The organism is Algoriphagus sediminis, assembly GCF_030403435.1.
Taxonomy (GTDB): Bacteria; Bacteroidota; Bacteroidia; order Cytophagales; family Cyclobacteriaceae; genus Algoriphagus; species Algoriphagus sediminis.
The window spans coordinates 417,342-429,396 of record NZ_JAUEPH010000001.1 but is presented as its reverse complement, the minus strand read 5'-3'; the positions used below and the strand labels follow the sequence as shown (position 1 = coordinate 429,396).

General features: G+C 40.2%; 9 protein-coding genes. 4 read left to right on the top strand and 5 right to left on the bottom strand.

All coding sequences use genetic code 11. From position 1 onward, the window contains the following. Positions 1–13 precede the first annotated feature (13 nt). From QVH07_RS01895 to QVH07_RS01885, 3 genes are all read left to right on the top strand, one after another. Positions 14–973, top strand: a complete 960-nt coding sequence (locus QVH07_RS01895; protein ID WP_289998434.1) for a glycosyltransferase family A protein — start codon at positions 14–16, stop codon at positions 971–973. A gap of 86 nt (positions 974–1,059) precedes the next feature. Continuing rightward, entirely contained in the window at positions 1,060–3,540 is a 2,481-nt protein-coding gene (locus QVH07_RS01890; RefSeq protein ID WP_289998433.1) for a S9 family peptidase, read from the top strand. 76 nt (positions 3,541–3,616) lie between these two features. Next, on the top strand, positions 3,617–4,876 hold the full coding sequence (locus QVH07_RS01885; protein WP_289998432.1) for a glycosyltransferase: 1,260 nt from the start codon (positions 3,617–3,619) through the stop codon (positions 4,874–4,876). A gap of 13 nt (positions 4,877–4,889) precedes the next feature. On the opposite strand, the gene QVH07_RS01880 is transcribed toward QVH07_RS01885, so the two are convergent. Beyond that, positions 4,890–6,233 carry a sensor histidine kinase gene (locus QVH07_RS01880; protein ID WP_289998431.1) on the bottom strand — a complete coding sequence of 448 codons (1,344 nt, stop codon included), beginning with the start codon at positions 6,231–6,233 and terminating at the stop codon, positions 4,890–4,892. Next, on the bottom strand, positions 6,223–7,605 hold the full coding sequence (locus QVH07_RS01875; RefSeq protein WP_289998430.1) for a sigma-54-dependent transcriptional regulator: 1,383 nt from the start codon (positions 7,603–7,605) through the stop codon (positions 6,223–6,225). Before QVH07_RS01875 ends, QVH07_RS01880 begins: the two co-directional genes overlap by 11 nt. A gap of 199 nt (positions 7,606–7,804) precedes the next feature. Between QVH07_RS01875 and QVH07_RS01870 the strand changes: the two genes are divergently transcribed. Then, the gene (locus QVH07_RS01870) at positions 7,805–8,233 is read left to right on the top strand and encodes an FKBP-type peptidyl-prolyl cis-trans isomerase (protein WP_289998429.1); all 429 of its coding nucleotides are present in this window, start codon (positions 7,805–7,807) and stop codon (positions 8,231–8,233) included. Between the two features lie 49 nt (positions 8,234–8,282). On the opposite strand, the gene QVH07_RS01865 is transcribed toward QVH07_RS01870, so the two are convergent. From QVH07_RS01865 to ftsH, 3 genes are all read right to left on the bottom strand, one after another. Beyond that, complete coding sequence (locus tag QVH07_RS01865) at positions 8,283–9,116, bottom strand: hypothetical protein (protein ID WP_289998428.1); 834 nt, start codon at positions 9,114–9,116, stop codon at positions 8,283–8,285. Continuing rightward, the gene (locus tag QVH07_RS01860; RefSeq protein WP_289998427.1) at positions 9,113–9,889 is read right to left on the bottom strand and encodes a UDP-2,3-diacylglucosamine diphosphatase; all 777 of its coding nucleotides are present in this window, start codon (positions 9,887–9,889) and stop codon (positions 9,113–9,115) included. Before QVH07_RS01860 ends, QVH07_RS01865 begins: the two co-directional genes overlap by 4 nt. Before the next feature lie 65 nt (positions 9,890–9,954). Next, entirely contained in the window at positions 9,955–12,024 is a 2,070-nt protein-coding gene (gene ftsH, locus QVH07_RS01855) for an ATP-dependent zinc metalloprotease FtsH (protein ID WP_289998426.1), read from the bottom strand. Positions 12,025–12,055: the final 31 nt, after the last annotated feature.

Genomic DNA, 12,055 nt, shown 5'->3' with positions numbered 1-12,055 from the left:
CTCTCTTCAATTTATGCTGATATCTGTAATCATGGAATGGGAAAACGCTTTGCTTTCAGAGCTAGGGCGTACCGAGGAAATGCTTATTTCTTTTTTTTCTCAAGCGAGAAAACTCCATCATGAGTTTGAAATAATAATTGTCCATGATCCAAATTTGGTGACAGGAGATTTCATTCAAGATTTTATTAAATCATCAGTACCGGATCTATCGAGAAGTGAACTTTCAAAATTGAGGCTCATTGAAAGACAAGGGCTCCACTATTTTGCTTTTAAGAATATCGGAATTCAGGAGGCGAATGGGGAATCGGTTATTTGCCTAGATAGTGATGTGATTCCTGAAGACAATTGGCTTGAGAAATTGATTGATTCACATGAGGAAAATGATAAGGCTGTAATAGGTGGTCTCACCTATATCGATTACTCTAACTTCATGGGAAAATGCTTCGGGTTGTGTTGGTTTTTTCCGAAAAGAACAAAGTTGGATGTGGTAGTTCCCTCGAATATTATTTTCTCCAATAATTTTATCGCAAGGAAAAAATTACTTTGTGAAAACCCCTATCCTGATTTGGATGGGAAGGCTACTCGGGGTGCAGATGTTCTTCTTTGGCGGAGACTACTTGAAAAAGGGGTTGGTATTTTTATGAACTTAGGAGCTAAGGTTTCACATCCACCACCGAATGGGGTTAAACATTTTTTTGTTAGGGGCTTGGCTGAAGGGAGAGATGAGTATTATCAATTGAAGGAAACTACGGGGCATGATAAAATCCCTGAGATTCAGTTTTTCAAGATTTATTCGATTAAATCTTGGAAAGTGATTAAAAGTACATTTACTGAGGGGGCACTTGTCAACCTTAAATGGTACGAGGCACCTTTTGCCATGATGGTGATGCTTTTCTACTATCTACTTTTTCTTGTCGGAGGTATATCTACGATGTTGTTTCCCAAGGCGACTAATCGAGTCTGGCAGATTTGATCAGTCTCAATTCAGCTCATTTTTACATTAGTGGTAAATATCTATGAGGCCTGATTGGTAGTTTTGACCTTAACAAAAGTCAAATCATGAGAAAACTACTAATACTATTATTTGCCTTATCATTGGCTGGAGGCTTAAAGGCTCAAGAGAGAATTGGGAATTATGAACTCGCCGCACGCTTTTCGCCTCAAAAAATTGATAAGATGGTTTTTTCAACCTCAGTCTCACCCCACTGGTTAAAAAATTCCGATCGATTCTGGTATGAATATGAGACAAGTGAAGGTAGAAACTGGTATTTGGTGGATCCGGCCAGAAGAACAAAGACGGAGTTGTTTGATAGAGATGAGTTGGCAATGGAAATCACCAGGATTGTGAAAGACCCCTATGATGGGCAGCACTTAAAATTAGATAATCTGAAATTTCTCGAAGATGAAAATGCTATTTCCTTTGAAGTGAAAAGTTCTTCCGAAATGGTCTTGAAGAAAGATTGGGAAGAAATAAAGATGAAGGATGATAGCGCCACTGATTCTTTAGAAAAGAAGACCTACTTTTTCCAATTTGACATTGATACACAGCAATTAACGGAAAGAATTGATGCTGAAAAAGACCCAGAAAGACTTTCCTGGGCCAATATAGCTCCTGATTCGAGCAAGGTTCTTTTTGTTCGCAATCATAATCTTTTCATGATGGACAAGGAGAATTTCCTGAAAGCTGTGAAGGATGAAAAGGATAGCACAATAGTGGAAATCCAACTTACAGAGGATGGTGAAGAGAATTATTCCTACACCTATTCTGGAAGGGGAGATGACAATGTAGAAAAGGAAAAGGAGAAGGAGGACAGAAAGCCTGTTAGTGTAAGATGGAATCAGGCAGGAACTGAGTTTGTCATGACAAGGACTGACTCAAGGCAGGTAAAGGACCTTTGGGTAATTCATAATACCCGAAACCCCCGACCGACTTTGGAAACTTATAAGTATGCTATGCCTGGAGAGAAGGATCAGCCTCAGACTGATTTGCTGCATTATTCATTTGAGGATGAAGAAATGACAGAGTTGCCGATCTGGACTTTCAAGGATCAAACTGTGGGCCTATGGTCCCAACCATATCCTGTGAGTAGTAGAGACGATGATTTCAGGCCGACCTTCTGGCTGGGAGATGAGGATGAGGTTTATTTCTCAATCACTTCCAGAGATTTGAAAAGGGTGGATATTTGCCGCTGGAACTTGACAATGAATGAAAAGGAGGTGGTTATTGAGGAGAGAAGCAATACCTATATTGATTTTATCCAGCCGGCTTTAATTAAAAATGGGGAGGAGTTAATCTGGTGGTCAGAACGAGATGGATGGGGTCATTTTTACCTGTATGGACGGGATGGATCCCTAAAAAGGCAACTCACTTCCGGAGCATTTCATACCGCCGGTATTGAAAGAGTGGATGAGCAAAATAGCCGATTATTCTTTGCTGCGAATGGAAGAGAAGATGGAGAGGATCCATATTATGAGCATCTATATTCTGTAAGCCTTAATGGGGGTGAAATCAGTCTCATGACCCCAGGAAATTATAATCACAGTTCTTCAGTGAACGATAGAGGGAATTATGCCGTCGTAAATTATTCCAGAGTCGATACGACTCCAGAGTCAATTTTAATCGATAGGAGCGGAAGGAAAATTATGGATTTAGAAACAGCCGATTTGAGCCAGCTTTTTGCCGCAGGCTATCAATTCCCAGAGCCATTTACCTTCAAAGCCGACGATGGAATTACAGATTTATACGGGGTGATGTACAAGCCTTTTGATTTTGACTCAACGAAAAAGTACCCACTTGTCCAGTATGTTTATCCCGGCCCTCAGACTGAGGCAGTAAACAAGTCCTTCAGTAGCAGTATGGATAGAACTGATAGATTGGCTCAATTTGGATTTGTGGTAGTAACTCTTGGTAATCGAGGTGGCCATCCGGCAAGGTCCAAATGGTATCATAATTATGGCTATGGAGATTTGAGAGATTATGGATTAGCTGATAAAAAAGCTGCCGTAGATCAACTGGCGGATCGAAACGATTTCATTGATAGAAATAAAGTTGGAATCCATGGTCACTCTGGTGGAGGTTTTATGTCCACCGCGGCCATGCTGGTCTATCCAGATGTATTTAAAGTAGCGGTTTCATCTGCAGGAAATCATGAAAATAATATTTACAACCGATGGTGGTCTGAGAAACATCATGGAGTGAAGGAAGAGATTTCTGCGGAAGGAGACACTACTTTCGTCTATCAAATAGAAAAAAACCCTGATTTGGCGAAGAATTTAAAGGGGCATTTAATGCTTTCTACGGGTGATGTAGACAATAATGTGCATCCTGCTGGAACCATCAGGATGGCAGAGGCTCTAATCAAGGCTGGAAAGCGTTTTGAATTTGTGATTTTGCCAGGGCAAAGACATGGCTATGGCTCAATGAGAGAATATTTTTTCTGGAAAATGGGAGACTATTTCACTCGACATTTACTGGGCGATAATATTCCTCCACCGGTAGATATGATAGAAATGCAAAGGGATAAGCCCAAGGATAAATAAACAATAAGCCCAACTTAGAGATGAGTTGGGCATTTTAATTACTTTAGGTTTATAGAATCACCTTGCTTTTTTGGAAATGAAAATAGTCATTATAATCACCGGACTTCGTGGCCTTTTTTATGCGAGTTTGGAGATGGCTAGAAGGTTGCAAATTCATGGTCATGAAATCGTCTTTGCTTCCTCAATGGATCTTTCGGAAAGGTTAAACCCTTATGACTACGAGTTTATAAGGCTTCCTTCTATGCGGCTAAATCCCAAGTCAGATTCTGGTTATGAACGGGTGTATAAAAACGCAATTCAAAACCTCGCAGTTAATACATTAATTGTTGATATAGAATGCCCGGTATATGCTATTTCGGCCGTCTCCCTAGGAAAGGATGTGTTTATTCTTAATCACTTTTTACCCATTCCAACAAGACCTGATGCACCTTTTCCTAACCAGAATATTTCTCCAGGTGAAGGGCTTAAGGGCTCCAAATGGATGCTTTCAATAGGTTATGGTATTAAAAGATTGAAACATTTTGTCAAAGCTCAAAGAGCTAGGTTCCAAGAAAAAGGCCTAGACAGAAGAAGTCTTTTGATTAACCTAGCTGAAGATCTAGGGTTGAAAAAAGATGAATTCTTATATAGCAGAAGCATTTTTCCAGGTCCTTATCTATACTTTTCAAAGCTTCCGATATTGCACATAACCGCGGCTGAGTTAGATTTTCAGCACTATCTCAGGCCAGAGGAAGATTATGTTGGTCCAATGGTGTTTTTAGAAAGAAAAAATGATGAGTATCCCGAAGATTCCAAAAGGCTTCAAGAGCTAATCGATAAGATCAGTTCTTTAAATAGGCCCTTAGTTTATTGCGCTTTAAGCTCACTTAAAGCAGTAGAGAAAGATTTTCTTGAGAAAATCATAAATGCCTACAAATCAGAGGCTTTAGAAGTGGTCGTCGGTTTAGGAGGTAAAAGTGAGATTCCGGTAATTGAGATTCCGGAAAACATTCATTTCTTCAAATGGGTAGATGCACAGGTAATTTTACCTCACACCGATGTTGCAGTGATAACAGCTGGATTTCATACTATTCATGAATGCATATATTTTGAGGTTCCAATGATCTCTTTCAGTTTTAGTACAACAGATCAAAATGGTTTTCAAGCGAGGATTCGCTCGAAAAAGCTTGGATTGAACGGTGACTTTACAAAGGAAACGCCTGATTCTCTGAAAAGGAAAACATATTTTCTTATCGAATCAAAAGAGCATAATATTTCTCTTGCGAAAATGAAAAAACAGCTAAATAGCTACGTGGAAAACAAGATTTTCGAGAAATTGATTGGTGACATAGACTAGATTAGGCTATTTACTATCCATTAAAAATCAACTTGAAAGTAGTCCCTTCTCCTGGAGCACTTTTCACCTGAATATTTCCCTTATGCCGTCGCATGATTTGCTTAGATAAACTGAGCCCAATTCCGGAACCTTTTTTCTTGGTAGTAAAAAATGGAATGAAAATCTTGCTCAGAGCTTCCTGATCAATTCCCTTTCCACTATCTCTCACTTCTATGATAATTTTTCCTGCTTCATCAATGAATGCTGACAAACAGATTTTTCTTGTCTCGGAATCTTCAACTGCCTGGATGGCATTTTGAGTCAAATTAATCAATACTTGCTCAATCTGTGTTTGATCGCCAAAAAGAATGAGCTCGGATGGATTTAACTCCTTGGATAATTTGATGCCCTTCTGTTCGAGCTGATGCTGGAGCAAAACTTGCAATTGATCGAAAAGCTTTGAAATGGAGATACTCGTGAATTTTGGAGCAGGGATATGAGCGAGACTTCTAAAGTCAGCGACGAAATTCGTTAAGCCCTCTGATCGCTTTTCAATCGTATTAATTCCCATCAGATAATCTTCCATATCGGATTGGGTCACATCTTCCACCTGCTCCAGTTTTGATTCCATATCATCCCTGATGGTTCCGGCCAGAGAAGAAATAGGAGTGATAGAATTCATGATTTCATGGGTCAAAATTTTCACAAGATTTTGCCAGGCTTCCATTTCTTTTTCCTCAAGTTCTGACTGAATGTTTTGGAGTGAAACCAGCTTAAATTTTTCTCCTCGCATTAGCAGTTCAATCACATACACGGAGAGCTGCATGATGCCGTCCGGATGGGCTATTTTTACGAGTTCACTACCTCCTGTCCGTAGATTCTCTATTGCGAGGTTAAGCTCTTTATTGATGGAAGCCATATCAGAAATATTCTTCAGCTCACTCACATTTAGAATTCTTTTAGCTGCGGTATTGATCAAGGTAATCTCTCCGTCTTCACCAAAAGTCAGGAGCCCGATGCTCAAATGCTTAAAAACAGACTTGAAAAATTGTGAGTTTGCTTCTTTCTCAGATTGGTCCTCTTTTAGCTTTGCCAGAATGGCGTTAAACTCAATATGTAAATCATCTGTCTCAGACCCGTCAAATTTTACTGGATAGAGCTGACTGTATTTGTTCTCTTTAATGTTATCAAGGAAGACCCGAACCTTTTTAAAAGAGCTTTCTGAATAGCGCAAGAGAAATACTATCTGGATGACAACCAGGACGATAAATAGGGAGATAATAAATCCTCCCCATGAATCAAAAATGGTATAAGCCAGACCAAAAAGAGAGGCTGCCAGCAGGGCAATCCTCCCGAGCATTCCTACTTTATAGTCCATACTTTTCCAGTCTTCTATAAAGTGAAGCGCGAGTCAGTCCCAGCTCTTTTGCTGCCTTGGAGATATTACCACCATTTTTGTCTATAGCTCTCTGAATAGTGGTCCTTTCCATATCATCTAGGTTTAATGTGGTAGATGTAGGTGCTTTTTCAGAAGAGGGTTTTGCAGATAGGAAGAAGAAGTCTCTGGAGTCTAGTTTATCCCCTTCTGCCATGATAATGGCACGCTCAATAGCATGCTGCAATTCTCTGATATTACCAGGCCAAGGGTATCGCTGAAGTAGCTCCATTCCAGATTCGGTAAAACCTTCAAAGGTTTTTCTGTACTTCTGTGCATATACCTTTAGAAAATGATTCGCTAAAAGTGGAATATCATCCGTTCTGTCTCTTAATGGCGGAAGGAAAATCTCCACTGTGTTGATCCGATAGAGTAAGTCCTGTCGGAAAGTGTTCTCCATTACCATCTCATGGAGGTGCATATTTGTTGCACAAATCAATCTTATGTCTACGGAAATAGGCTTATTCGTTCCTATTCTGGTCACTTCCCTTTTCTGAAGTACGGTCAAAAGTTTCGATTGTAAGGGGAGTGATAGGTTCCCAATTTCATCCAAAAATAGGGTTCCATTATCCGCCACTTCAAATCGACCAGCGCGGTCTTCTTTGGCATCTGTGAAGGATCCTCTTTTATGACCAAAAAGCTCACTTTCAAAGAGGCTTTCGGTGATGGCACCCATATCTACACCTACGAAAATTTCATCCTTTCTCATCGATCGGTCATGGATTGCTCGAGCTATGAGCTCCTTACCAGTACCATTCTCACCAAGAATCAGAATATTCGCATCCGTTTGAGCTACTTTGTCAATAATGGAGAAGATATTTTTCATGGAAGCGCTTTGTCCGATGATCTCGGAATAGGGCTTCTTCATGTCAGATTGAAGTTGTTTCTGCTTAGTATTCAGCTTTTCTACTTCCTTGTAGCTTTCTTTCAATCTCACCGCAGATGAAAGCGTGGCAATCAATTTTTCATTTTGCCAGGGTTTCAGAATGAAATCCGTAGCTCCTTCCTTAAGAGCCTGAACAGCCATCTCAACATCACCAAATGCTGTAATCAAAATAACCACTGCACTTGGATCAATTTTCTTGATTTCTTTTAGCCAGTGGAAGCCTTCCTTTCCGGAGGTGGTATCCTCCCGAAAATTCATATCCAATAAGATTACGTCATATGAATTATTATTTACTAGGAAAGGGATTCGTCTTGGATCCTTTTCAATCATAACTTCCTTTGCATGCTTTTTAAGTAGCATTTTAGCAGCAAAGAGCAGGTCCTCGTTATCATCAATTATGAGTATTCTTCCTAAATTCTGACTTTCCATGGTTGTTGTTTTCTTTACTAGGTGGGAAAATAGTGCCAATGGTAATTTAAGCCCTAGTCGCTGGTTTTCATAAAAATTAGTGTACATTTTCGTACATAATTATCATATGAACGGACACTTTTTAAGGAAGACGGAGGCTTACTTTTTCCCTGCGCTAATAATTCCTACTTTTGTGCCTCACAAAAAATGAACATATAAGATGCAAGCTAAAAAAGGGGATGCCGTTCAGGTACATTACACTGGCAAACTAGAAGATGGAACTGTGTTTGACTCTTCCGTATCGAGAAACCCATTGGGATTTACCCTCGGCGACGGAAATATGATCAAAGGATTCGATGCTGCGGTACATGGAATGAATATCGGAGATAAGAAAACTGTGACAATTCCTTCTAATGAAGCTTATGGGGAAAGAAGAGATGATATGATGATCGATGTGCCCATCGAACAAGTTCCAGCAGACATCAAACCAGAAGTGGGTATTCAGCTGACTTTACAAGGTGGAAATGGACAACCAATGCCTGTGACAGTTACTCATGTTGATGAGAAAAAGATTACTCTTGATGCTAACCATCAACTGGCAGGTAAAGATTTGATTTTTGAAATTGAACTAGTTGAGATCAACCAGTAAAATACTATTCAAATATTCTAGCAAAGCGAACTCCAGGGGTTCGCTTTTTTTATTTCAGATTCCCAATCCAGAAAGGTAATGGGTACAATATAATTTTATCTTCTTCAACCAAAGCCAATCGGTTTTGACTCATTTGCAAGTATTTGATATTTGAGTTTGGAAGTTTTGCCATTTTGAATATTGCCTGGGTAGAAAAAGAATACACCATTAAATCGTCTTCCTGAACCCAAAACAAGTATTCCTTATAAAGGCAAAGTCTCTGGTCGATTTTCAGCTTTATTTTTTGAATTAAGTTTCCCTGATTATCGAAAAGGTAAATTCCGTCTTTTGGAATATTCATAAAAAGCCGATTCTTGAATTCACGGATTTCGGCTACTTGCAGCTCATCCGCATTATCCAGAATCAAATTGAGGGGTTGGTTTTGTAAAACAAGATTTCTGCGATAATCCAAAATCTTTAGACTCATATCTGACTCATCCCAAACCCAAAGGATATTATTATTCCCTAAGGTGGCTGCTTTGGCAAGAGAAACATCATTCAGAAGAAAACCTTTATCGGAAAGTGGGTTTAAGAATCGATCGAACAGTCTGTATTCTTGCAAATCGGCTGAAAAGGAGAATATGTTGGCAGTCCATGAAGCTTCTAACTGAGATAGCCGGCCCTGCCTTTCAGGAGAATAAAGGTTTACCTCGATTCCCTTTGAATCGAACATATAAATGTCTCCTGAAGTGGTTGACGCAAATAATTGATCTCTGGTGTCAAATGAAATCAAATCCACGTAGGGAATAGGAATTTCAGTGATCGGATCGGGGAGTACCTGCTGTGCATGTCCCATTCGATAGCTGAAAAGCAAAATGATTAAATAAAGAACTCTAGTTTTCATCCCTTGAATTCTGAGAGACTTGCACCTTGTGCATTGATCTTAAGAAAAGTATTTTGGCCCACCCATTCTCCAAGATTAAAATACCGTGCAGATTCTCCAACAGGCAAGTCTAGTGGTAGGTGCCTATGCCCAAAAATATAAAAATCATGGTGACTCTGCTTCTCTACTTCTTGGCAGTACTGCCAAAGCCACTCATTTTCTCCCAAAAATTCCCCTTCGTTTTTTTCCAGATTGGAGACTCTACTTTTTCCGGACCAGGCTTTCGCAAGCTTAATACCTAAATCGGGATGAAACCATTTGAATAGCCACCTTGAGACTGGATTGGTAAATATCTTTTTTAGCAGCTTGTAAGATTCATCACCTGGGCCTAATCCATCGCCATGGCCAACCATCATAGTAAATCCGTCTGCTTTCACAAAAATAGGATTATGAAATACAGGAATTCCAAGCTCTTCGGTGAAATAGGATTTCATCCAGAGGTCATGATTTCCAGTGAAAAAATAGATAGGAATATTTTTGTCTCGGAGTTCGGATATCTTAGAAATAAAAGGAATAAAACCTTTTGGGATCACTTCCTCATATTCAAACCAAAAGTCAAAGATATCTCCGACTAAAAAGATGGCTCTGGCATCATTCGATATACTATCGAGCCATCGAATTATTTTCCTTTCTCGTTCCTTGGAAGTGGTAAAATCCGGAGCCCCTAAGTGAAAATCCGAAGCAAAATATAAACTCTTGCCATCTAGTGAGAAATCCAGAGATTCTTTAAGCATGCCCAAAGATAGCTTTTCAGCGCATAAAAAAAGCCCCGTGATTGGGGCTTCTTAATTTTTGGGGTTTAAGCTTTAGCTTCGGGAACTTCTATTTTATCTGATTCGGAACTCGAGTCATTTGAATCTTTATCCTCGTCTTTTACCTCTGCCGGTTCCTCTTTTTTATCAGCTTCCTTATCCACCTTGTTGGTAAAAGCCTGGTAGGTTGTTTCCCGGGCAAAAGGCCGCTTTCCGATCAGGCTTTCAAGATCAGACTGGAAAAGGATCTCTTTTTCCAGAAGTTCTTTTGCAAGAATTTCTAGTTCTTTCTTTCTCTCTGTGAGAAGGGCTTTTGTTCTTTCATAAGCTGAAAGGATTAATTTTCTCACCTCCTCATCGATCGTCTCTGCAGTGGTATCCGAATAGGGTTTGGTCATTTTGTAACCATCATTCTTTGAATCATAGAATGACACATTTCCTATTTTATCATTCATCCCGTAAACCGAGACGATGCTGTAGGCCATTTTTGTCACCCTCTCAAGATCAGAAAGTGCACCGGTCGAGATTTTTCCGAAGATGATTTCTTCTGCAGCTCTACCACCGAGAGTCATGCACATTTCATCCATAAGCTGCTCGGTCTGATACAGAAATTGCTCTTTAGGTAGATATTGGGCGTAGCCCAAAGCTGCAACTCCTCTAGGAACTATACTCACCTTAACTAATGGATCCGCATGCTCAAGATACCACCCCGCTACGGCGTGGCCGGCCTCGTGATATGCTACAATTTTTTTCTCCTCGGGAGAAATGATCTTATTCTTCTTCTCCAGGCCTCCAATCACACGATCCACCGCATCCTGGAAATCCTGCATATCCACCGCTTTTTTATTTCTTCTTGCGGCTATCAATGCTGCTTCATTACATACGTTGGCGATTTCGGCACCTGCAAACCCTGGAGTTTGAGCTGCCAATTTTTTAGGATCCACATCGTCTGAGCTTTTGATTGGCTTCAAGTGAACCTTAAAGATGGCTTCTCTCCCAACGATATCTGGCTTGTCAATAGATATTTGTCTATCAAATCGACCTGGTCTTAAGAGTGCATTATCCAAAACATCAGGTCGGTTTGTAGCCGCGATGACGATAACTCCGGTATCAGTACCGAAACCATCCATTTCTACTAGGAGCGAGTTCAAAGTATTTTCTCTCTCGTCATTTGAGCCCGGCATTTGACCTTTACCTCTCGATCTACCGATAGCGTCAATCTCATCTATAAAGATGATACAAGGAGCCTTTTCTTTTGCTTGCTTAAATAGGTCACGAACCCTGGCTGCACCGACACCTACGAACATCTCCACGAAGTCAGATCCCGAAAGTGTGAAGAACGGTACTCCTGCTTCACCAGCTACGGCTTTTGCCAAAAGAGTCTTACCCGTTCCCGGAGGTCCTACTAGCAAGGCTCCTTTAGGAATTTTACCTCCTAGTTTGGTGAATTTTCCAGGATTCTTCAGGAATTCTACAATTTCCTGAACTTCCTCCTTTGCTTCATCGAGACCTGCCACATTGTCAAAAGTAATTTTGACTTTGTTTTCGGCATCGAATAGTTGAGCTTTAGATTTCCCAACATTAAAGATTTGTCCGCCAGGACCAGATGGGCCAGCCATTCTTCTCATCATAAACCAGAAGAAAACAAACAGAAGTATTAAAAAGCCAAAGCTTCCAAAATAGCTTGTCCAGTTTTCCTCTGTGGTTACTTTATAACCAAGCCTGTTATTTTCGTCACGGGTTTCTTCCAGTGCCTTATAATCTGCAGCAAAGGTTTCTGTAGAAGCCACTTGAAGTGAGTAATGTGGGCCAGACGGATCGTAGAAGGCAGAATTCGCCTCTAATTCCTCTTTATATTTGGTCTCAGCAAGAGCTGAGGGTTTCAGAGTGATATCCACCCGATCCATATTTTTTACCAGAGTTACATTGGCTATATCTTCAGCCTTGTACATCTGTTCAAAACGATTCTTAGTGATATCGATCGTTGAATTTCTTTGTTGAATCCAAGTAAGACCGAGTAAAACCACAACTGCTGCCACGATCAACCAAATCTGGAAGTTTGGCTTTTGTTGAGGTGCTTTAGGTACGAACTTTTTGTTTTTATTCTTGTCGCTCATTTTGTCGATTCTGCTTCCTATAAACTTATGC

Excerpts from the sequence above, each read along its gene's own strand:
- QVH07_RS01895 (WP_289998434.1), top strand. The coding sequence starts at position 14 with ATGCTGATATCTGTAATCATGGAATGGGAAAACGCTTTGCTTTCAGAG.
- QVH07_RS01890 (WP_289998433.1), top strand. The coding sequence starts at position 1,060 with ATGAGAAAACTACTAATACTATTATTTGCCTTATCATTGGCTGGAGGC.
- QVH07_RS01885 (WP_289998432.1), top strand. The coding sequence starts at position 3,617 with ATGAAAATAGTCATTATAATCACCGGACTTCGTGGCCTTTTTTATGCG.
- QVH07_RS01880 (WP_289998431.1), bottom strand. The coding sequence starts at position 6,233 with ATGGACTATAAAGTAGGAATGCTCGGGAGGATTGCCCTGCTGGCAGCC.
- QVH07_RS01875 (WP_289998430.1), bottom strand. The coding sequence starts at position 7,605 with ATGGAAAGTCAGAATTTAGGAAGAATACTCATAATTGATGATAACGAG.
- QVH07_RS01870 (WP_289998429.1), top strand. The coding sequence starts at position 7,805 with ATGCAAGCTAAAAAAGGGGATGCCGTTCAGGTACATTACACTGGCAAA.
- QVH07_RS01865 (WP_289998428.1), bottom strand. The coding sequence starts at position 9,116 with ATGAAAACTAGAGTTCTTTATTTAATCATTTTGCTTTTCAGCTATCGA.
- QVH07_RS01860 (WP_289998427.1), bottom strand. The coding sequence starts at position 9,889 with ATGCTTAAAGAATCTCTGGATTTCTCACTAGATGGCAAGAGTTTATAT.
- ftsH (WP_289998426.1), bottom strand. The coding sequence starts at position 12,024 with ATGAGCGACAAGAATAAAAACAAAAAGTTCGTACCTAAAGCACCTCAA.